This window comes from Neoakkermansia glycaniphila, from assembly GCF_001683795.1.
GTDB classification, from domain to species: domain Bacteria; phylum Verrucomicrobiota; class Verrucomicrobiia; order Verrucomicrobiales; family Akkermansiaceae; genus Akkermansia; species Akkermansia glycaniphila.
The window spans coordinates 81271-103465 of record NZ_LIGX01000038.1 but is presented as its reverse complement, the minus strand read 5'-3'; the positions used below and the strand labels follow the sequence as shown (position 1 = coordinate 103465).

General features: G+C 58.5%; 20 protein-coding genes. 3 read left to right on the top strand and 17 right to left on the bottom strand.

What is annotated here, in order from left to right; all coding sequences use genetic code 11:
- Window positions 1-123: 123 nt before the first annotated feature.
- The gene (locus tag AC781_RS11015; protein WP_172801785.1) at window positions 124-1626 is read right to left on the bottom strand and encodes a sulfatase-like hydrolase/transferase; all 1503 of its coding nucleotides are present in this window, start codon (window positions 1624-1626) and stop codon (window positions 124-126) included.
- A gap of 179 nt (window positions 1627-1805) precedes the next feature.
- Between AC781_RS11015 and AC781_RS11010 the strand changes: the two genes are divergently transcribed.
- From AC781_RS11010 to AC781_RS11000, 3 genes are read left to right on the top strand one after another with little or no spacing between them, the layout of a single operon-like run.
- On the top strand, window positions 1806-2825 hold the full coding sequence (locus AC781_RS11010) for a hypothetical protein (protein ID WP_067771636.1): 1020 nt from the start codon (window positions 1806-1808) through the stop codon (window positions 2823-2825).
- Window positions 2822-3454, top strand: a complete 633-nt coding sequence (locus AC781_RS11005) for an ATP-binding cassette domain-containing protein (RefSeq protein ID WP_067771639.1) — start codon at window positions 2822-2824, stop codon at window positions 3452-3454. The genes AC781_RS11010 and AC781_RS11005 overlap by 4 nt, the downstream gene beginning before the upstream one ends.
- The gene (locus tag AC781_RS11000; RefSeq protein WP_083076299.1) at window positions 3417-4571 is read left to right on the top strand and encodes an FtsX-like permease family protein; all 1155 of its coding nucleotides are present in this window, start codon (window positions 3417-3419) and stop codon (window positions 4569-4571) included. Before AC781_RS11005 ends, AC781_RS11000 begins: the two co-directional genes overlap by 38 nt.
- Before the next feature lie 85 nt (window positions 4572-4656).
- Here the strand turns inward: AC781_RS11000 and AC781_RS10995 are convergent, their stop codons facing one another.
- The 16 genes from AC781_RS10995 to AC781_RS10920 form a co-directional block, all read right to left on the bottom strand.
- Window positions 4657-5538 (bottom strand): thioredoxin family protein, encoded by an 882-nt coding sequence (locus AC781_RS10995; protein WP_176712461.1) that lies wholly within the window; start codon window positions 5536-5538, stop codon window positions 4657-4659.
- Window positions 5539-5703: 165 nt separating this feature from the next.
- A complete protein-coding gene (locus AC781_RS10990; RefSeq protein ID WP_067771647.1) occupies window positions 5704-6216 on the bottom strand; it encodes a glucosaminidase domain-containing protein in 513 nt (170 codons plus the stop codon).
- Between the two features lie 140 nt (window positions 6217-6356).
- Window positions 6357-7427 (bottom strand): Mrp/NBP35 family ATP-binding protein, encoded by a 1071-nt coding sequence (locus tag AC781_RS10985; RefSeq protein WP_067771650.1) that lies wholly within the window; start codon window positions 7425-7427, stop codon window positions 6357-6359.
- Window positions 7428-7436: 9 nt separating this feature from the next.
- Window positions 7437-8291 (bottom strand): TerC family protein, encoded by an 855-nt coding sequence (locus AC781_RS10980; protein ID WP_067771653.1) that lies wholly within the window; start codon window positions 8289-8291, stop codon window positions 7437-7439.
- An 84-nt stretch (window positions 8292-8375) separates the two neighbouring features.
- Window positions 8376-10595, bottom strand: coding sequence for an NPCBM/NEW2 domain-containing protein (locus AC781_RS10975; RefSeq protein ID WP_172801784.1), 2220 nt, complete (start codon window positions 10593-10595; stop codon window positions 8376-8378).
- 151 nt (window positions 10596-10746) lie between these two features.
- The gene (locus AC781_RS10970; protein WP_083076321.1) at window positions 10747-12807 is read right to left on the bottom strand and encodes a sodium:solute symporter family transporter; all 2061 of its coding nucleotides are present in this window, start codon (window positions 12805-12807) and stop codon (window positions 10747-10749) included.
- A gap of 279 nt (window positions 12808-13086) precedes the next feature.
- Window positions 13087-14265, bottom strand: a complete 1179-nt coding sequence (gene galK, locus AC781_RS10965) for a galactokinase (RefSeq protein ID WP_067771662.1) — start codon at window positions 14263-14265, stop codon at window positions 13087-13089.
- Between the two features lie 172 nt (window positions 14266-14437).
- Window positions 14438-15289, bottom strand: a complete 852-nt coding sequence (locus AC781_RS10960) for an FKBP-type peptidyl-prolyl cis-trans isomerase N-terminal domain-containing protein (RefSeq protein ID WP_067771665.1) — start codon at window positions 15287-15289, stop codon at window positions 14438-14440.
- 163 nt (window positions 15290-15452) lie between these two features.
- Window positions 15453-16049, bottom strand: a complete 597-nt coding sequence (locus AC781_RS13465; RefSeq protein ID WP_083076302.1) for an RNA recognition motif domain-containing protein — start codon at window positions 16047-16049, stop codon at window positions 15453-15455.
- 240 nt (window positions 16050-16289) lie between these two features.
- A complete protein-coding gene (locus AC781_RS10950) occupies window positions 16290-16847 on the bottom strand; it encodes a ribonuclease H-like domain-containing protein (protein ID WP_067771668.1) in 558 nt (185 codons plus the stop codon).
- A gap of 5 nt (window positions 16848-16852) precedes the next feature.
- Window positions 16853-17314, bottom strand: coding sequence for a tRNA (cytidine(34)-2'-O)-methyltransferase (locus AC781_RS10945; protein WP_067771671.1), 462 nt, complete (start codon window positions 17312-17314; stop codon window positions 16853-16855).
- Between the two features lie 15 nt (window positions 17315-17329).
- On the bottom strand, window positions 17330-18736 hold the full coding sequence (locus AC781_RS10940; protein ID WP_067771674.1) for a sugar transferase: 1407 nt from the start codon (window positions 18734-18736) through the stop codon (window positions 17330-17332).
- 166 nt (window positions 18737-18902) lie between these two features.
- Window positions 18903-19922 carry a chorismate-binding protein gene (locus AC781_RS10935; RefSeq protein ID WP_067771677.1) on the bottom strand — a complete coding sequence of 340 codons (1020 nt, stop codon included), beginning with the start codon at window positions 19920-19922 and terminating at the stop codon, window positions 18903-18905.
- 3 nt (window positions 19923-19925) lie between these two features.
- Window positions 19926-20174, bottom strand: a complete 249-nt coding sequence (locus AC781_RS10930; protein ID WP_067771681.1) for a hypothetical protein — start codon at window positions 20172-20174, stop codon at window positions 19926-19928.
- Between the two features lie 15 nt (window positions 20175-20189).
- Window positions 20190-21752, bottom strand: a complete 1563-nt coding sequence (locus AC781_RS10925) for a hypothetical protein (RefSeq protein WP_067771685.1) — start codon at window positions 21750-21752, stop codon at window positions 20190-20192.
- 48 nt (window positions 21753-21800) lie between these two features.
- The gene (locus tag AC781_RS10920; RefSeq protein WP_083076303.1) at window positions 21801-22172 is read right to left on the bottom strand and encodes an FtsB family cell division protein; all 372 of its coding nucleotides are present in this window, start codon (window positions 22170-22172) and stop codon (window positions 21801-21803) included.
- Window positions 22173-22195: the final 23 nt, after the last annotated feature.

Sequence of the window (22195 nt, the reverse complement as noted above, 5' to 3'; positions counted from 1 at the left end):
TACAAGAAAAATCAATCGTTTCGGCGAGAAACACCCCCTGCAGGCCCATCCTTCTCACACACGGGCGAAAGCAAAACGCATTTCTCTTTCCATCAACGCTTAAGACACCCCTCCGGCCACGCGTCACGGATAGTAATTCTTCACCTTGTCGTCAACCTGGTGCGTAGCGGCCCAGTCCGCGTACCGTTTCTTCAAATCGTCCACCACATCCTTGTGCCCGGCAGCCACATCCCGGAGCTCCGCCCGGTCGTCGACGGCATACAATTCCCACGCCTTTTTCTGCTTCGCATAGACGAGCTTGTACTCCGGCGTCATCACCATCCTGTTGCCCTCGTGTTCGCAAAAAATAGTCCTTTTCGCCCCCGGTTTCTTCCATGGCTCCGCCATGCCGTCCATGGGCTTTTCCGGCTGTACTCCGGCCCATCGCAAAATGGAGGGGGCAATATCCATAAAGTGCATCGGCGCATGATACAGCGCACCTTGCTCCATGCCCGGCATGCGGATGATGCACGGCACGGCCACGCCTCCTTCATAGGTCTGGATCTTGTAACCCTTATACGGCGTATTGGACACGCTTGCCCATGCCTTGCCATAACCACTCGTTTTGCGCGGATGGCCGGGATACGGCTCGTAATTCCGCCCGGGCATCTCCTTCGTCGCCCCGTTGTCGGAAAGGAACATGACGACGGTATTATTCCACTGCTTCTGCCGCTTCAATGCGTCGATCAAGCGGCCCACACCCTTGTCCATCTCCACGATCTGCGCGGCATACAGCGCCATATTCACATCGTCTTCCTTCGAACAAACGGCAGGCAGAGTGCGCTCCGCAGGAATGGCCGCATCCTTGCGGACAAGCCCCAGCTTCTTCTGCCTGGCAAGCCTCTTGTTCTGCACAGCGGCGAACCCCTGCCGGGCGTAGGAACCGATATACTTGTCCACCGTCGCCTTGGGAGCTTCGAGCGGAGTATGCGGAGCCGTATAGGCCACATACAGGAAAAACGGCTTGTCCGGCGTCTTGGCGGCATCCTTCAGGTACTCGATGGCCTTTCCGGTAATATCGTCCGTCATGAAGAAATCCTTGGGCAAATCTCCGGCTTCCAGCATGCGGCCGTCTTCCGCCATCTTGCGGCCGGGATCGAGCGTATAATAGCCGTTCGCCCCGCTCAGCAGCCCGCGGTAACGATCGAATCCGCGCTGCCACGGATACCAGCCGTCTCCTGTGCCCACATGCCACTTGCCGGACATATAGGTGCGGTAACCCGCCTTGTTGCGCAAGAGTTCGGGGAGAGTGGGAATGGACGGGTCCAGATGCCCGCGGTAGCCGGGTCGTCCGAGATCCTTGTCCAGATGGCCCACGCCAACGCTCTGCGGGTACATGCCCGTCAACAACGAAGCCCGGGAAGGAGAACAGCGCGGCACGGTATAGCAGCGCGTCGCCAGCATGCCTTGCTTCGCCAGAGAATCGATATGCGGCGTCGCAATCTCCGACCCGTAGCACCCGAGATCGGACCAGCCCATATCGTCCGCCAGAATCACGACGATATTCGGCCGTTTCGGCGAGATTTCCGTCGCGGCAAACGCCATGCTGCACACCGACAACAGAAAACAGAACAGGTAACGCACCATGGCCGTCATCATGCATGGTTTGTCAGAAAATGGCAAGTCCAAAGCCGGGAACAGCCTGATTTTCCGGCCTTTGCTCCCTGCATTCCAACACCTCTCCGCCACCCCGAGGCATGCAAAAGCGGCTTGACTTTCACCATCGGCTGGCGGATACTGCGGAACAGCCCGCATGGCCCTTTGTTATGCTCAAGACCGTTTTCCCCCTGCTCAGCATCGTTTCATGCTTCCTTTGCCAAGGCAAGGAAGTACTCATTCCGATCGGCACCTATGAAGGATCCATCGTGCCGGAACAAATGCGCCCGTTCACCCTGCCCGAAAAGGGAACCGTCACCAACCTGATCGATCCCGAAGGCCGCATTGCGAAGGGAACCGTCTTCGCCAAGCTCAACGACGAACAATTGAAGCAGGAAAAGGAGGACATGGAAACGCGCATTCGGACCAACAAAATGACCAAGCGCGACGACATCCGCAACATGCAGAAGCAAAAGCGCGACATCGAATTCTACTTCTCCCTGCCCGAAGAAGAACGCAAAATGGCACCGAAACCGACCGGAGCCGACAACAAGGACGTCATCAAGGATACCGATGAACGCATCGCGCTGGCGGAGAAAAACCTCGAAACCTCCGAACGCCTCGAACGGGAAACCTACGACAAGAAGCTCGACAAGTATGTGATGAAGATGCCCTTCGACGGCCGCCTGCAATACAGCTTCCCCCTGCCGAAGGATCTCGACGCGCCCATGGAAATGGAAATGATGCCTACCCAGCCCCAGTTCGCCACCGCTTACGACGACTCCTCCTTCTACATCACCTGCCCCATCACCAATGCGGAAATCACCCAGCTCGACGGCAAAAAAATCTGCGCCCGGATCACCCTCTCCGAAGGCAAACTGATGAAGGGCGAGTTCGACCGCAAGCAGGTATCCTCAGCAGGCGGTTCGGCCAGCAACACCTCCATCCTGTACTTCTTCAAGCTCTCCCCCGAGGACAACGAACGGGCCTACGACATGATCGCCTCCCGCCCGCGCGTCACCCTCTATTACAAGAGCGACGGCAACGACACGGTCGTCTCCCGGCTGGAACTCGCCAGAAGACCGGAAGCCGCCACCGCCTACAGCTGGGAAAATCTCGTCGAACGGGTCTATCCCGACTACAACATCGTCCTCATCGCCGAAAAGAGCATCATTCTCCGCCCCAAATGAATCTCGTCTGCGATCACATCACATTCGGGTATTCGCGCAAAGCTCCCGTCATCAAGGACTTCTCCTTCACCTTCCCTCCCGGTATCACCATCCTCAAGGGATACTCCGGCAGCGGCAAAACGACGCTGCTCAAAATCCTCGCCGGGTACCTCAAAATCAACAAGGGCAACATCATCACGCCCAGCGGCGATAAAGTCACGAGCCGAGCCTACCGCCGCAAGCACGCCTCCTACATGTTCCAGGGCATCAACCTGCTGCCCCTCGTCAGCGTGGAACGCAACCTGCGGCTCTGCGCCGAAATGGCCATGCTCCCACGCAAGGACTGGCAACCCCGCTGCAACCACCTGCTCGAAGCCCTCGGCCTCGCCGACCTCCGCAAACGCCGCGCGGACAAACTCTCCGGCGGCCAGTCCCAGCGCGCGGCCCTCGCCCGCACGCTCATGAAAAACTCCGAAATCGTACTGCTCGACGAACCGACCTCCGGCCTGGACGACGGCAATACGGACATCATCAAAAACCTGATCCGGAACGACATGGCCGACAAAATCTGGATCATCAGCACGCACGACGTGCGCCTCTTCGACACCGCCGATGAAATCATTGATTTTGACATGCCTGTATCTCGCTAAGGATACGTTCCATCGGTGGATAACCCGACTCTCGAGCCCGCTGGCTCGCCTCCTCGTCGTCTTCTTCCTCTCCCTGTGTTCCTTGTGTTTCATGGCGAACTACGTCCTCACCGCCAAAAACGTATCGAGCCAGATACGCCAGCAGGGAGGCGACTTCGCGAGCATCATGGAAATCACTCCGCAAAACGCCACTTCAAGCCTGACGGACGACCCTCAGTTCTACGAAGAAACATTCGGATGCAAGGCCGTCATCCTGCACAGCGTCGGATCGGCCAACATCGGCACGGACAACTACCCCATCTACACCTACTCCAACACGCAACTTGCCGAATTCTACCCCATCAACGAAGGGCAGCCCGTACTCCTCTACCCCAAAACACAGAACGCCACGCTGCGAGACGGGCCGGAACGCCTCACCATCAGCGGCAATGGAGGAAGCATCGTGCGCGACGTCCGCATTCTCGGCATCCCGGAGGACAGCCTCGTCTGCGCCCAATTGAGCGGCAACTCCCGGGGATTCATCCTCGTCGCCCCCGAACTGGCCGCCACATTCAATGCCCGCAGCAACCTCACGAGCGTTCTCCTCAAGCTCGATGAAATGAGCTATGCAGCCCTCAAGCGCGTGGAAGACTACTTCAAAACCCTGGGCAGGCTGGACAACAAACGCCTCAACGTCACCACCATCTCCAAACTGCTGAAAGACATGGAGCTCATCATGAGCAACCAGGCGGAATGCCGCGCCGGCTTCTCCATCGGCATCGCCGTCATCGTCGGCATCCTGCTCACGGCGCTGGCCTCCATGGAATACCGGCAGAACGAATACATCTACACGCTCATGAAGAGCTTCGGCATCCATCCCATCCTGCTCGTCGGCTCCTTCATCATCGAAAACCTCTTTCTGGTCGCCATCGCCTTCGTCGCGGCAGTCTTCGCTTTCATGGAAGCACAGAAGATCGTCCTGCGCGAATTCTTCAGACTGGGCAACAAAACTCTCACCCTCCCGGAAATCATGCCGGACGTGCAGCTGCTTGCCTGCGCACTGATCGCCTGCGTCCTCATCTCCTCGATCCCCATCGTCTTTGCCGCCCGACGTGAAATCGGCCGCGTGCTGAAATAAAATTCCTCCGCCTGAGAGCACAAAAACGGCCGCCCTTGATAGCGGCCCTTCTGTGAACCGGGCGGTTCAACGATCATGCAACGCCCTACTCGACGTACAGCTTCATGCGGGTCAGCTGTTCCTTCAGCTTCGGAGCCATCTCCGAAGAAGGAGCCGCATCGTAGGCGGCCTTGAGAATCTCGTAGGCCTTGCGCATATCCTTCTTGCGCACGGCGTAGCGGTGCATCTGGTAACGGGCCAGCAGCTTCTGGCGCATCTCGGGCAGGAGATCCGTGCTGGCGAGCATCTCATCCACCATCACATCCGCTTCATCGAACTTCTGGTCCGACACGAGATCGCGCAACGTGTCGAGCCTCTCGCTCTGATCCCGGTGCCGCACCAGCTTATCCAGCTTTTTGGCGAAACCCAGCATATCATCCGGATCCATCTTGACGATTTCCTGCATCACCGGCTCATAGCAAAGCTGCAAATTCTCCGGAATAAGCTCCACGCCATGCGCCAGCAAAGTCGCACGGGCCATGCCGCTGGAATGCCGGGCATCCTGCATCAGGGCATCGAACTTCTCCTTCACCCTGAATGTGAGCTTCAGCTGGCCGATCCACTCGTTCGCATCCAGCAGCTCCTCGCCGCCAACCACCTGGGCATAAGGCAGGCCGTTGGCATCCAAAAGCACCAGACTGGGGTATGACCCTACCTGAAAGCGGTTCTTCAGCTCCGTATTATACTTGCAACGCTCGGGCGATATCGGGCGGAACCCCGGAAACCTTATCTCAACGCAGACGAAACGTTTTGACGCGTATTCGGCAAACGCCGGGGTATGCAGCACTTCCTCACGCACGGCTCGGCTGGTGGCATCCCAATCCGGGCCCAGAAAACTGGCCAACACGGATTTATGCTCCACCTTCGCCTTCTGCACAGCCTGTTCGATATTCTCCAACCACACAAGATCTGTACGAGGCTCATCCACGACACTGATCGTGCAACAGAGAACAATGGATGCGGCGGAACTCAACATAAAACTTGCTTGCTATTGGTTAGAGTCAAAAAAAACACATTGCGTTCAATCTATCTGCCATGAAACTGCAACTCTTCCGTCATTCTCCCCTGCCTGGTCCCGGAGCATCTTCGCCGCTCACGGCCTGACGCTTACCGACGACTTCTTTTCATCGTCCGGAGCATTCTGGGAAAACCATGATCCCGAACGCTTTCCGGCCGCCTCCGCCGCACCGCCCTCCTCCACGGCTCCATATTTCCCCTCCACGATGGCTTTCCGGTAGGAATTGATATTCCGCACCCAGCGACCCGTACTTCTCCGGCAATAACGGCGGCCGATCGACTCGACCGAGGTCAACCCGGAAGCACGGTATTTTTCCAGCAGCACGGCCACGGCCTCCACGCCCTGCTCGGGCGTCTCGAACTTCTGCAACCCGCCGCGCTTCCTCATCAGGCCGCCGAAATTGTTCTTCTGGCGCGCGGCCTTCGACTTTCCGTTGCCCGACTCGAAGCGAATGATCGCCTCCATCAGCACGGGGTCGATACCGTGTTCCACAGCCGATTTCCGGATGGCTGGGCGCAGGTCGCTGATCGTATCGGCGAACAGCGGCAGGCACAGCAATGTCACGCAAAAAGCGGCAATAAAATTCATCCGAATACCATACCACAAAAAAACGGCTACTCAAGCCGAAAGCTCCTCCCCCGGCTCCACCCGCCTCCGGCACGTCGCCGAACCCTCGAAAAAAGGGCGCATCCGAAGATGCGCCCTGTCAAAAAAATCCGGTACTTCGTTTATTGCACCGTCTTCGCGCAGGCTTCGGCCACTTCGCGGAAAGCGGCGGACACGGGATTCGCGGCAGGATCTTCCAGCGCGACCGGATGGCCTTCATCACCGCAGGTGCGCGTATCCACATCAAGGGGAATCTGCCCCAGCAGCGGCACTCCCAGCTTATCCGCTTCCTTCCTGCCGCCGCCTTCGCCGAAGATGAAATACTTCTTGCCATCGGACGGACACAGGAAATAGCTCATATTCTCGACCACGCCGAGAATGGGCGTTTCCACCTTCTTGAACAGGCCGATCGCCTTGCGGGCATCGATCAGCGCCACTTCCTGCGGAGTCGTCACGATCACGGCGCCGGCCAGCTCCACCGTCTGCACGATAGTGAGCTGAATATCGCCCGTACCCGGAGGAAGATCGAGAATCAGGAAATCGAGGCCGCCCCACTCCACATTGCGGAGGAACTGCTGCACATAGCGGGTCGCCAGCGGGCCTCGCACGGCCACGGGGGAATCCTCTTCGATCATCAGGCCAAGGGAAAGAAGCTTGATGCCATGAGCCTCGATCGGAAGGAACTCATCATTATCGTTTGCGCCGGGACGCTCCTTGGTGCCGAACATCAGGGCCATGGAGGGGCCGTAGATATCGAGGTCAAGCAGGCCGACCCTGTAACCGAGCTTCGACAGCGCGACGGCGAGATTGGCAGACACCGTGGACTTGCCCACGCCGCCCTTGCCGGAGGCCACGGCGATCACATGCTTCACGCCGGGCACGGCCGCCTTCCAGCTCGCCGGGTCGTCATTGGTCGCCTGCTTCACTTCCGGAGCCTTGTGCTCGATGCGGATATCCGCATGCTTCACACCGGGCAAGTGCTTCATCACACCCTGCACGCCTTCGTAGATGTAGCGCGGAATATCCGCATTCTTGCTCTCGATCACGAGATCGACCGTCACTTCATTATCGGGAGTCACGGCAATATTCTTGACCAGTCCGAAGGCCACGATATCCCTGCTGAAGCCGGGATATTTGACAGTCGTCAACGCGGCGCGGATCAGTTCCGGTGTCAATGGGGGCTGCTCGCTCATAAATCGTCCTTATTTGGTTTTTTTGAAAAATCTCCAAGGCATGATAACGGATTCGACCGCAATTGTCACGCCGGAACAAACGGCCCGGAAAACGTGAACGACCGGATGCAGGGCGCGGTATAGTGCGGGAGACTGCTCATACCACAGGCTCGACACGACGATAGCCATGATACAGGCGAACTTGAGCGGAATGCCGAGATGCCATTCGATGCCGAACTGCGCCAGAGACATCTCCGTAATCAACGCCATGCCGACGAAGCCGACCAGCAGGAAAGCCGTATACTTCAGGATCGGATGCTTCTCCAAAATGCCGATGCACCAGCCCGCCACGACGCGAAGCGCGATAATGCCGATGAACACGCCAAGGCAGACAACCCAGATATGCAATTCCGCAGGAATGCGCTTCTCGCCGTTCACCATGGCGACCGCCGCCACCACGTTATCGATTGAAAGGGAAAGATCCATCAGCTCAATACTGCAAATCGTGGCAATGAAGCTCTTGCCCGCGAGCTTCGCCACCTGCCCGCTCTCATCGTGCGATTCCTCCTTCGGATGCAGCATCAGGTGCTCGCAGGCCAGATAGATCAGATACGCAGCCCCGAACCACTTCACCCACATATTGTGCATGAGCCATGCCGCAGTCGCCAGAGCGATACCGCGGAACAGATAGGCGCCGATGATCCCCCAGCGAAGCGCCGGCTTCTGCTGGTGCTTGGGCAGGTGCGCCGCCATGGCGGCAATCCCCAGCGCATTATCCACGGACAAAAGTCCTTCAATCAAAATCAGGCCGAGAATCAGGAGGCCCGCTGCCGTATAAAACCCGTCTGGCAGGTTTTCGAACGTCGTCAATATATCCGCAATCATTGCTGGCGCGAGAATAACAGGACACGGGAATACTGGCAAGCTCCTCTGCCGTCATCTTTTGCAGGCGGAGGAGCTGCATTTGTTTTACGGCTTGACCGTGACCGCCGAAGCCGGAGTCATCTCCAGCTTGCAGCTGTCGATCGTCCATGCGGGGCGGTTCACCTTATTGCCTTCGATCAGCACATCCGCGCAGCGGCGGAGGATGAAAGGCTTCGTGTTCCAGCTGCGGTACTTATCGTCGTACGTCACCTTATTGTCCCGGAAAACGAGATCCTTCGTCGAAATGGCGAATACCAGCGGCACGTTCTGCGTCACGAACTCATTGCCCTCGATCAGCACATTGTGGTGGTAGTATTCCTTCTGATTCGCCAAATCCTTCACTTCTGGATAAATGGCAATAATGCCTTCCGTGAACTGGTAGCGCGACGTCAGATTATGCAGGAACCTGTTATTCCGGATCACCACATCCATGCAGCGGCCGCTCTCGTACCAGCCTTGCGCATCCCCGGCCAAAAGAATGGCGGAACCGGAAGAATGGTCGAACAGATTATTCTCCACGACCACCTTCTTCGGCGTGGTGAACAGGGAACCCCGGGCGCGATTGTTGCGGATGGTATTGCCATTGAAAACCACGGAAGGATAATAATCCGCATTCTCCACGGCATCTCCGGCCTTCACTCCGGCAGGCAGATCTCCTTCCAGCGTAACCAGCAATTCGTTCGTATTGAGCTTGCGAACGGATTTCACCTTCGCCGTGCTGCCGTTCTCCAACGTGCGCCCCGAGATGAAACAGAGATTTTCACCCGGCAGGAACACCTCGAACCCGACGGCCTGATAATGCATATAGCGGCATTTGATCGTATTAGGGGAAACGATTTCCTTAATCGACAAACAAGTCGAATGCACATTGATCGCATCGTCCATCATCCCTTCGTACAGGGCTCCCTCCACCTTGATCAAGCCTTTCGTATTGGAAAAATGCGTCGCATCCGCACTGGCCGTGTACACCCGCTCCGAACCGGGGCGAATCACGCAACCGCCACCGTGGATGGTCACATTCTCGCACCGCTGCGCCAGCAGAGCCATCCCCTGCGAGCAGTGGAAGGGCACATCGTTCAGCACGGTATCGCTCGCACGGTAAATCACCATCGCGGGGTGAGGGCGTCCCCAGTTGCGGAGCACCAGCGTATCGCCCGGCTTCAACCCGCGGGCCTGCGTATCCCACTCCATCCGCACATTGCCGTTCTCCAGCTGTTCGCAGCGGCCATTCCATGAAATATCGCTCGTATCGGGGGCGATATGCAGCGTATCCTTCTGGAATGCCATGGCCGTCTGAATGCCCGACCTGCTGCCGTCGTCGTAAATGGCTTCAAACCTCCCGTTCTTCACTTCGTATGGAAACAGCTTCCTGTCCAGAGAAAGCTCCGTACTGCCGCCCTCGTTCTTCACGATGCGGCCTTCCGAATAGAAGGGCCGCGCATAGTCGATTCCGATGCCTTCCACCTTCACGCCGCTGCTGTCCATCACCAGAAAAGGCATCATCCGGCCATGAAACACGAACACGGAACCGTTCCCCTTCAACGTCACATTCTGCAGATCCACCATCGGCACGCCGACGGGGTGAATCTCCGGCTGGTCGTGGTTCGACACATGGAAACTCATCTCCAGCGCCTCCTCACGGTCGAAATGGTATTCGCCCTTCGGCAGCTCGATCACCACCGGCCTTGAACCGCCCGCCTTGCGAGCGGCGGAGATGGCCGCGCGCAAAGCCTTGCCCGCGCCCTTCCCTTCGCCGGGTTTGATGCCGAAATCGGCCGCAGAAATGCGCACCGGGGCATCGCCGGCTGCACGCTGACCTTCCTTCCATGCAAGATCGACCCAGTCGGCGTGGTCGTTATCGCTGTTCTCTACCCAGTGAGCCATCAGGTACAGCTTGCGGGCTCCTGCAGGCAAAGCCACCTTGAACGCCTCGGCAGGCATGCCCTTCTTCATCACGGCGGACTGCCACAACACGGACGAACCGTCCATCACACGGAACTGAACAGAACCGCCTTTCGCCTCGTCGTCGATGCCGCAGGCGCCTTCCAGCACGGCGGCTGCCGCAGGCACATCCACCGGGATCATACTGATGGCATGCGTGCCGATACCGGAGGCGTACACCTTGCCGCCGATGGTCAGCGGCTTGCCTTCGACGGAAACATCACGGCGAGCCTCCCCCCACGTCTGGCGGGTCATCACGAGATCCTGATCCGAAACAACGGGCGGCAGCGCAGCGCCGGCTGCCGTACCGGCACAGGCGCACATACTCAAAAACCATGTACGAAGCATTCCATGAATACGCGTGCATGCCCTCCATTCTTTCACCTTTCCGATCATGCCTCTGCGCCCTTTCATGCAAAAACCCCGCAGAGACTTGCTCCACGGGGTTTTCCAAAGATCGGATAAATCCGGTTCTTTACCAGAACTTCCAGTAAAGAAGAAGCGTACAGATAATCACGAATACGCCGAAGACCTTGGCCTTCGAAGACGATTCGAGGCTGACTTCGTTCTTGGCAGGCAGCACGATGGCTTCGCCGCCACGGGCTGCATTCACGATGGTGAAGATGAGGCCGACCACCACGATCACGCCGAAGCAGACCGCCATGCGGTTCAGGAACGCCATATCGGGATAGGCCAGAGCCAGGGAACCGTACAGCACGGCATTGATCACGATACCCATCCAGCCGAAGCAGCGCGGGCACTTCGGCACAAAGAAGCCGAAGAGGAACACGCACAGCGCACCGGGGCTCAGGTAGCCCTGGAACTCCTGAATGTAGTTGAAGATGCCGTTGAACGACGGACTGCCGAGGAACGGAGCGATCATGAAGGCGATCAGGGCGCAGATGAGCACGCCGAACTTGCCGAAACGCACCAGAGAACGGGACGAGGCATCCTTGCGGAGCTTGTTGTAAATATCCATCGTGAGGATGGTCGATGCCGAGTTCAGCATCGAAGCCAGCGAGGACACCACCGCACCGAACAGGGCGGCCAGCACGAACCACGTCCAGCCCGTACCGGGCAGAAGCTTCTTGAGCAGCGTCGGGAAGGAAGCATCGTAGTCGAAGCCGACCAGCTTATCCGTCACGGCGTAGGTTTTGTCGTCCTTCTTGGCTTTCTTCACGAACTCTTCATTGATCTTGACGATCGGCTTGATGAGCTGGGAACGCTGTGCCATGGTCGTCGACTCGTCGGCCACGTCGGCCTGCAGGGCGGAAATGGCCGTATCCAGTTCCTTGACGACATCGGGAGACGCCTTCATCAACTCGGCGTTCTTCTTCACGAAAGCACAACCCTCCGTGGAATTCTCCATGAGATAGCTGTCCGTCACATGAATCACGGTCACGGCCCTTTTCTCGCTATTCTCGAGCTTCTTCATTTCGACGGCGTTCTTCACCACGGCTTCCGCACGGAGATCGTCACGGTACAGATTGTAGGCGAGAATGCCGGGAATCACCACCACGAACGGAATGATCAGCTTCAGGAAAGCGGCGAACACGATGCCGAGCTGGCCTTCGGCAAGGGATTTGGAAGCCAGCGTGCGCTGCATGATGTACTGGTTCAGGCCCCAGTAGAAGAAGTTCGGGATCCAGAGGCCGATGCAAAGAGCCGTCCAGGGAATATCCGGATCGTTTTCGGGACGGGCCATGTGAAGCTTGCCGCCGGCGCTGTTCACCCCATCGACCACATCGCCCGCATTGAGCTGCATCAGGCGGCTCCACGCATCGGCATCCTTGAGGGAATCGACGGTCGCACCGGAATTGGCGGAAGCGGAATGGATCAAGTGAGCCGGATCGGCGGAACCGAGAGCCTGCATGGCGAGGTAGGCCACCACACCGCCGCCCACGATGAGGCCCGCGCCCCAGATGAGGTCGGTCCAGGCACAGGCCTTCAGGCCGCCCACGAACACATAGATGGTGCCGCAGAGGGCGATGATGATACAGCCGATCAGGATCGGCCACGGGAACGCGATGCCAGCAAGGCCGAGCTCAAACGAACCCATGTCGCTGCTGAAGAAGAAGACGGAAATCACCTTCGCGCCGGAGTAGATCACACCTGCCGTCGGCACGCCGACGAGAATGACGAGAGTCGCCAGAGCCATGATGGCGCGGGCTCCCGTATTGTAGCGGTATTCGAGGAATTCCGGAATGGTGTACACACCGCCGCGCAAAAGCTTGGGCAGGAAGAAGAAGGCAACGACGACGAGCGTGATGGCCGCAAGCCATTCATAGGAGGCGATGGCCATGCCGAGCCAGTCGGCGGCCTTGCCCGACATGCCGACGAACTGCTCCGTCGAGATATTGGCGGCGATCAGGGAGAAGCCGACGAGCCACCAGGACAGGCCACGGCCTGCAAGGAAGTAGTCGGACGCGCCCTTGTCCGTGTCTTCGCTGTCTTTTTCATCACGGCTTTTCCAGATGCCGAGGAAAATGACGCCGATGACGACGACGCAGAACACGATGGCTTCCCACACGGAAATCATGGGTTGCTTGTTGGCTTCGACGGCAGGAACCGGAGCAGCCTTGGCTTCAGCGGTTGCCGCCTGTTCCACAACGGCCGCAGCAGGTGCGGGCTGTGCGGCAGCCGGAGCGGCGGCAGGTGCCGCAGGCGCAGTTTCGGCCGCTACTGCCTGCACCGGAGCCGGATCGACCGGAGCGGGTGCAGCTTCCTGAGCCCATGCGCCCATCCCGACGAGGGAGAGGAGGCCCAATGCGAGTTTGATCTTGTTCATATGATCACAGGTATAAGTAAAAAAGTTTTATTTTCTGGAGAGAACCCGGGCACCGTCGCCTGCGCGGGTCACGAGATAAATCGTCTCGATTCCGGTGGCGGCACGGTAGGCATCCAGCAGTTCCTGGCCGACCTTGTCCACATCCTTCGTCTTCACGAGAGCCACGATGCAGCCGCCGAAGCCGCCGCCCGTCATGCGTGCGCCGTAGATGGAAGAGGCGGAGGGAATACTGTCGCACAGGGAGACGAGCGTGTCCACCTCGGGGCAGGAAACTTCATAATCGTCGCGCAGGGAGGCATGGCTTCCGCGCATGGCGACGCCGGCGGCATCCCAGTTGCGCGTGGCGATCGCTCCGGCAAAAGCCTGCACGCGGTTGTTTTCACCTACCACGTGGCGGGCGCGGCGGTAGCGCACATCGCCGAGTTCGGCCTTGGCTGCTTCCACCATCTGCAGGTCGGCTTCGCGCAGGGAAGGCACGTTGAGAATACGGGCGGCTTCTTCGCACTGCTTGCGGCGCTGCCCGTAGGCTCCGTCCGCGAGAGAGTGCTTCACCGCGCTGTCGAGCACGAGCACGGAAACTTCAGGATCGTCCATCGGAATGAGCTTGTATTCCAGATCGGCGCAGTCGAGCATCAGGGCATGGCCCTTCTTGCCATGGGCGGAGACGAACTGATCCATGATCCCGCAGGGCACGTTGACGAATTCGTGTTCGACGGCCTGGCCGATCAAAGCCTTGTCCTTCGAGGAAATATCGGCGTCGAACTGGGCGGCGAGAGCCGTACAGACGGCCACTTCCAAGGCGGCGCTGGAGGAAAGGCCGCCGCCGCGCGGCACATTGCTGTCGATCAGCATATCGACGGGGCCTACTTCGATGCCGCGGCGTCCGAGCAGAGCGACCACGCCGCGCACATAGTTGGACCAGAAGGGTTCACCCTTTTCGGAAGCTTCTTCCACGGGGATTTCATAAATGGTATCGCCCAGAGAGCCGCACCAGCGGTGCTTGCCCGTAGGAGACGGGGCGACGGCAACGACGCAATTGTTTTCAAGAGCCATCGGAAGGACAAACCCGTTATTGTAATCCGTATGCTCCCCGATGAGGTTCACGCGTCCGGGAGAGGCGGCCACCACTGTCGGCTTATGACCAAAGTATTGTTCAAAATAGGGACTGATTGTCCCCACGTTGATTTCGCGTTGCTCTAAATCCATAGCGGAGTACCTATAACACAAATGAACCCGGCGACTCAATCCCAAAGTACGCACCTTGAATAAAATGTTGAGGCTTCCGCATGATCGGCGGGAAATCAACACCCGGAAAAACCAACAAAAAAAATCCGCAGGGCGAACCCTGCGGACTGACAAAACGGGAAGGCTGAGAAGCTTACTTCGCTGCACCCTGCTGCTGGGCTTCGAGAAGCTGCTGCAGCATTTCAGGCGTGAGCTGACCGCCGCCGGCCGGAGGCGTGGCGGGGGAGTTGCCGGGAATGATTTCCAGCAATTCGATGTCGAAGATCAGCGTAGAATTCGGCCCGATGATACCGGGACCGGCTTCCTTGTAGGCCAGTTCGGAGGGGATGAACACCTTCCACTTCGCACCGACAGGCATCGCCTTGAGCGCATCGGTAAAGCCGGGGATCAATTGCAGCTTGAATTCGACGGGCTTTTCCGACTTGTCGAACACGGTGCCGTCGATCAGGCGGCCTTCGTACATGAGCTTGAAGGTAGGATCGTCCCCATCTTTCTCAACATTGTATTTGACGTCGCCGCCGGGCTTCACCACGATGTACTGAACACCGGAAGGAAGGGTCTTCACACCGGGCTTCTTGGCATTTTCCTCCATGAACTTCTTGCCGGCTTCGAGATTGGCCTCGGCCTTGGCTTCATAGCGTTCGTCCATGCGCTGGCGGAAAATGTCGAGAGCGGGCTCGACTTCCTTCATCTTGTCGTCCACCTTGTTGTTCAGGCCATCCTTGATGCCCTGAAGAAGGGAGTTCGCGTCCACATCGTCCAGATTGAACGTCGGGATTTCCGCAAGCTGCTGCCCCATGCGGTGGCCGAGGAAATAGCCCACGCGCTGCTTGACAGTTTCATCGTCCAGCTTGGGGGCTTCCGCTTTCTGTTCCTTATCGGGAGCCGGAGCTGCGGCAGGGGCTGCGGGAGCATCCTGGGCCATGCCATTGAGGGAGACGGCTGCCAAGGCAGTCGCGCACATCATCTTGCGAATTGTTTTCATGTGATATCAGGAATGAATTCTTGAAGGTTGTAGGTGAGACATTGAATCACGTCCCACGTTCAAATAAAAGAAGAAAATACGCAATATCCGGCACAGGCCGCACAACGACGCAAAAAAGGCCGCAGCTTGTGCTGCGGCCCGGTAAAAAACGAGAGGAACGGAATCAAACGTCGTCCGGATCGAACCCGGCCGGCTCCTGGCGATCGGCGGGCTGCCTGTCGTCCTGGCGTTCCTGCCTTTCGTTGGCGGCGCTCACCATGAGCTCGCGGCCCATGAAGGGCTGGCCATGAAGAACTTCCACGCAGCGGGCAGCATCGCCCATCTGGTACATTTCCACAAAGCCGTAGCCCTTGGACTTGTGCGTGCGGGGGTTGTAGATGATTTCCACGCTCTTGACATCGCCGATACCCTTGAACAGTTCTTCGATATCGACTTCCGAAGCTTCGTAGGAGAGATTGCCGATGTACAGGCGGGGGCTGGAAGTCGGAGCCTTGGAGAAGGAGGCGCGGCGTTCCTTCTGCGGGGGCCTTGATTCGCCGGCGACCCGCGTATTGGTGCGGGGAGCGCTGCGCTTCACGGGCGGGGCCGGCTTGTAGAGGCCGATCGCCTTCAGCAGCTTCTGCCAGAAAGTCAGTTTGACGGGAGGCTGTTCCGGGCGAGGCATGCGGTGGCTTCCTTCGCCACGGCGGTAGTTGCTCTTGTTGTAGGAGCGACGGCGGGAACCCTGCCCTTGTCTTCCATGTGTTTGGTGTTGCGACATGTTATCGTTGGAATATGGTGTTTTGGTCGGTTGCACTGGCCGGGATGCTCATGCAAGGATACCCGGCATTTGGGGCTTCAGATACCGCTGCATACGCGGCACGGCGCGGAAAGGGAGAGACGCATGACAATACCTAACATACGCTTATTCCCGCGGAAGCTTGCTCATGCTACCCCATCGCGTCAGGATGGCAAGCACGCTTCGAGTCATCCGGCCGGAAAAAAATCGACACCCCGCATCTTACCAATCGACGGCGATTTTGACGATATTTCCGTTCCTGTCGTCGTAGAGGACATAACCGTTCTCAACCCCGAAACGGTGCACGGCCATCGTCACCTTCACATCGTAGCAGCAATAGTAGGCAATATCGATCAGCTTCGACACTTCCTTCGTCTGCTCGTACTCGGCCCACCATTTGAGGGCATCCGTACCTTCCGCCGTCTTCGTCAGGCCGAGGCTGGCCGTCGCGACGGAATCGAGCTTGAGGCGATGGCCGATTTTTTCCGACAAATCGGTGCAAAGGTCGAGGTTGCGCGTCATCTCGCCGATATTCCACAAGGTATGGGGCTGCACGACGCCGTAGTCGAAGCCGACGTGGTTGTACCCGACGACGAGATCCGCCCCGCGGAGCTGGTCGATCAGCGCACCGGTTTCCTCTTCGGTATAAATCCTGTATTCGTCGAGTTTCGTCGAATAGGTGACGGAGACGGAAATACCCATCTTGGCCGTCTGGTGCCAGCCGCCCACCTGGGCAGCCGAACGGCGCGTTTCCAAGTCGAAATAGACGATATCTTGCATGGCGTTTATCGAGGTAGGGACAAGCGGCGCATCCCTTCGTAAAGGACGACGGCCACGGCGGTGGAAAGATTCAGGCTGCGGGCATGCTCCCCGCTCATGGGGATGCGCAGGGCGGTCTCAGGATGTCCGTATATCCAGCTCTCGGGCAGGCCGCGGGACTCGGGGCCGAACACGAAGTAATCTCCATCCCTGATCGGCGCATCCCAGTGCGCCACGCTGGCCTTGGTGGAGAGGTACCAGAAACGGGCGTCCGGATCGGCCGCGGCACAAAGCTCATCCAGCGAATCCCACAGGTGAAGATCCACATACTGCCAGTAATCCAGCCCCGTGCGGCGGATATGCTTCTCGTCCAGGCTGAAACCCAGCGGCTTGATGAGATGCAGAGCCGAGTTTGTCGCGACGGCGAGCCTTCCGGCTGCTCCTGCGTTGTGGGGGATTTCTGGCTGAAAGAGGACGATGTGGTACACGCTTGCTTTTCTGTTCTATTCGGCGCCCCTGCGGAAAAGGACTGCAGGTATCGTACGCAAGAGCAGCCGGATGTCGAGCCAGAAACTCCATGTATCGACATATTTCAGATCCTTGGCGATCAGCTGGTCGAAATCCGTCGTGGACGAACGCCCTTCGATCTGCCAGTAGCAGGTCAGGCCGGGCTTCACGCTCATGCGGCGGCGGTCCTTGATGTTCGGCAGGGCCGCCGTTTCGTACACGGGCAGCGGGCGGGGGCCGACGAGGCTCATATCGCCCGTCAACACATTGAACAGCTGGGGAAGTTCATCGATGGATGTTTTACGGATGAAGCTGCCGAAGCGGAAAATGCGGGGATCGTTCTTCAGCTTGAAGATGGGGCCCGACATATCGTTGCCATATTCGCGCTTTACTTCCTCCAGCCGCTGTTCCGCATCCACGTACATCGACCGGAATTTCCACATATTGAACGGCTTGCCATACAAGCCGGAGCGTTTCTGCTTGTAGAAGACGGGGCCCTTCGGATCGGACACCTTGATGCCGATGATCGCAATCAGCCACAAGGGGCTGCTCACCAGCAGCAGGCAGAGCGCCCCCACCTTGTCCAGCACGTTCTTGAAGAACATCTGCCACGACAACACGGGCGCATTGCGGAAAATGAGGAAACCCTTGTTCCCCACGGTTTCATAACGGGGCATCTTTTCCGTGGCGGAGAGATTATCGACGCACAGGCAAACATCGATCCCCTGCAGATCGCACAGTTCACAGGCCTCCCTCGTGAGCATCGCCTCGGCCAGCTTGCCGAACACGACCACCTGCTCCACGCTGTGCACGACGATCAGCTGCTCGAACTCGTCGAGCGTCATCATGTCGGGATCGTAAACACCCACCACGTTGAACGACTTTCTCCAGTCGTCCGGCAACGATTCCCACATCGCCATCTGCTTGGAATGCTTGCCCATCAGTACAACGCTCGTCAACTGCTCCGCATCGGCATGCTCGCGGGTCATATACCGGTAGCAGAGATAGTACCGCACGAACAAAACGATCGGCACCAGCGCACAACCGACCCACAACAGGCGCTTCACATTGAGGTCGATGGACTGCAGCCACAGCAGGTACAGAGACAGCAGCACGCCCACACAAACCATGAACTTGCACAATTGCTGGACGGCGCGGGCCGGCCGCTGCAAATTGCGTTTCCGGTAAAATCCGTACCGCTCCAGGATCAAAGGCACAGCCACCACCACCGTCCACACCTTCCACGGAGCCCAGTCGAACGCATCCGGATAAAACACCCCTTCCCAATGGAACAATGGCGCAAGCAGCACGACAAGATGGCATGAAACCCAAATGGAAAGAGCCACAAGCCCCATATCGAGCACCTTGAAAAAGCGGATGTAAAACGAGCTGTCTTTTGTCATGAAAAATATAGAGAGAGAAACCTGCGAAAAGATTAGCATTGTTGCAACAAATGTCAAGACTTGCCTGCACACGCGTATAACAGAATACGGAACTCAACATGAGGACCATAGAAAAATAACCGGACAAACTCCTGTTTTCCGGAGCCGCCGAGCGGCGCAGCTGCGGTCAGGCAAGCCCCAGCACCCGCCTGATGGCAGCGCGTTTCAGGCCGAATTCGCGCCATTCGTGCGTCACGGACGACGCTTCCACAATCCCCCCGCCAGCCGTCAGCGACAGGCGGTTCCCCCTCCACTCCACGCCGCGGATGGCGACCAGCATGATTACCTCCCCATCCATGCCGAGGCCGAACGGGGCCCCGAAAGACGCCGGGCAGCGCAGCCTCTCCCGCCACTGCTTCAGCAGGCCGAGAGTCTCCGGCGTGCAGGGCTGGCACCCCAGTGCGGGAGTGGGGTGCAACAGATTCAGCCAGAAACCGGGCGACAGGTCTTCATCGGCATCCAGAGCCAAGGGAGTCAGAAAATGCACCAGAGAACCCAGCTCCATGATCCCCCTAGGCGCACGCACCAGATTGCCGTGCGGCGAGAGACGGGAGAGGAGCGCCCGAACGACGATCTCATGCTCGTGAATTTCCTTGGCATCGTCGCGGAACACCTCGATATCCTCCGGCCGGGCGGTTCCCGCCAGAGCCATCGTCTCCAGCCGCCTGCCCCTCTGGCGGAACAGAATCTCGGGAGTCGCGCCGCAGATACCGCGATCGCCCTCCCAAAAGGCATAGGGATACAGGTAATCCGGCGCAGAAGCCGCAGCAAGCACGATTTCCTTTGGAGAATGCCCTTCGCCGATCACTCCCTTTTCCGCCACGGCAGGCACCGTCTTCACCAGTCGTCCGGATTTCAACTCGCGGGCAATTTCTTCAAAGACCTGCACGAATGCCGCAGGGGACGGAGCCTCCCATTGCACGGGCAACGGCTCCTTCCGGAGACAAGACTCGGACAGGACGACAACCTCCGAAGGAATCTTCCAGGGCTTTGCCGCCGAGAGGAAAAAATCGTTCACATAAAAGGCCGTCCTGCCTTCCGGCCAGTCGGCGCACTCCTCGAACGGCCCCACACCGATCACAAGCCCCTTCTCCGGGTGGCGGAACATCGCGCCTGCCGGGCATTGGATGATCTCTTCCGCCTTCATCGCCTACTTCGTCCGAGGTTCATCCTCCAGCAGGGCGTCCACGCGGGCGCGATCCATATCGGCCGGGCACAAGGTCAGGCGCACCCGGTCGCCGGGTTTCAGCAGATCGCGCAGAGGGGCCTGTTTTTTCTCCACGAAAGCCACGCACTCCTTGCCGTTGGGCAAGCTGGCATGAAACGCCGTTTCGGCGAAACGGTCGATCACAATGCCCGTGCATTCGATGAAATTCGACGGATGAATGATTCTTTTCATAACTGGGACTTTCGTTCAAAGAGGAAGCTTTTTCAGCGCATCGCTTGCGGTATCAAGAGCCTTTCCGGCGCCGTCCACAGCCTTATTGAGCAAGCCGCCGGGCTGGTCTTCATCCTTCTTGCCGTCTTCCTCCTCTTCACCGGCTTCCTTATCGCCGCCCGAGGGCGAGACGAGATTCTTCAGAGTACCGGCAGCCGTATTCGCCACTCCGGCAGCAGCATTCGTCGCGGCGCCGAGAGTCGCCGAACCGAGAGCGGAAAAAGCCCTCACCACGAGATCGTCTTCCGGAGCGTCTATCGTACCCGAAAGGTTCATATTGGCCCAGAGCATACCCCCGTCAGGCTCGTGACGCACATTGAACACGGCCTCCTTGAGCATCGGCACCATCTCGACGTAACGGGCCGGAATGCCGATCTGGAGCGTGCCGCTCAAGCGCCTGTCCTGCCCGATGATGGCATAGCCCTTCACATGAATCATCCCCTTGCTGACGACGTTGATATTCCGAATCATCCACGCATTGCGGATATTCTTCTCTGGATCGTTGTACGGGAAGGAAAAAGTCGCCCCGGCCTCGTCCAGCGAAAGGCTCCGGTAACGCTCGTCCCAGAGCGTCGAAAGGCGTTCAAGCACGGGCAGAGCCGTCAACCGGCCGCCAACCAGATTCACCTTGCCCGAAACGTGGCGGATGCCCGAAGCATCGCCGTCCATCCGCACATTCCCGAGGAGGGAGCCAGTCAGCTTCTTCTTCCAGTCCGGATTGAGCAGACGCTCCACATTGGCATTGTTTACGCGCAGCAACAGGCTCCAAAGATTGTCGGTGCGATCCCACGAAGCACGCTCCAGCACGATATTGCCGGGATTCGTCCGGAAAATACCGTCGCGCAGCTCCAGATTGCCGTTCGTGTAGGAAGCGGTCATGGATTCCAGCTCGGACTCGCGCACCCATTCCAGAGGAAGCTTCAACGTGCCGCCCTGAATGGAAGCCGAAAAGGAATCCAGCTTGAGGCCCGGCTTGACAGTCACCCTGGCATTCTGCAGGGAATAGGAGCTGGGGCCGTCCACCGCGTCCACATCCAGCTGGCGGATGATAACCCGGTCAACCCGCGTCTTATTCGGGGCGAAGGAATCGAAGAAACCTTTCTCGACAGCCTCGTAGGCAGGCAGCTCGACATCGCGGCGGGAGAGATCGAGCCGCACATCCAGCGACCTGATGTTCAGCATCGGGATATGGCACAGACGGTCCCACAGGGCGGAGCGGTTGAGGCTCACCTCGATATCACGCGCATCGGCCATATTCAGCGCGCCGCGCATTTCCACCTGCGCCTTCGGCATGCCGATCTTGCCGCCTGCCCAGTCGAGATTGCCCAGCGCCACGTGGTCGGCGCGCAATTCGCGCATGAAGCGGTCTTCCAGAGAAGAGCGGAAGGAAGAGCCGGAAAGATAGGAAGTCAGCCACAGGTAGCCGCCCCCGACGGCCAGCAGGCAAACCAGCACCAGCGCGGCCGCGATGATCGTCAGCCTGCGTTTCCAGTTCACGCCCGTCTTGGGTCCCTTGCTCTTTCGTCTGCGCCGTGCCATAGTGTCGTCACAGCCTAGCATGCGCCCCAGCCGTTTTCAAGCATGGAATTAGCGCTTTTGAGGCAATGCTTCCGGCTGGCGCAGAATCGTTTCTCCGGGTTTTGCCAGATTGGCCCGGTCGCGCGCCACATTTTCAAAATACTCAGGATCAGCCATCCACCGGAACTCGTTGCGGGCCTTCTCGTGGTCGGCCTTGGCATCCTCCAGCTTACCCTGCATCGCAGCCTTGTCCTGCTCCAGCCGCCGCAGATCCCGCAACGGGCGGAAGACGATCAGCGTCAGCAGGAAAAACAGAATCACCAGCAGAATGATCCCCATCACCGGAAGAAGGCTTTTCAGGCCGTCGGCGCGTGCCGCGCGGCGCATCTCCACCTCTTCCAGCGTGGGGCGTTGCCGGTGTCTGTGAAACAGTCGAAACATAACTTGCTGCTCGACCGCATTAT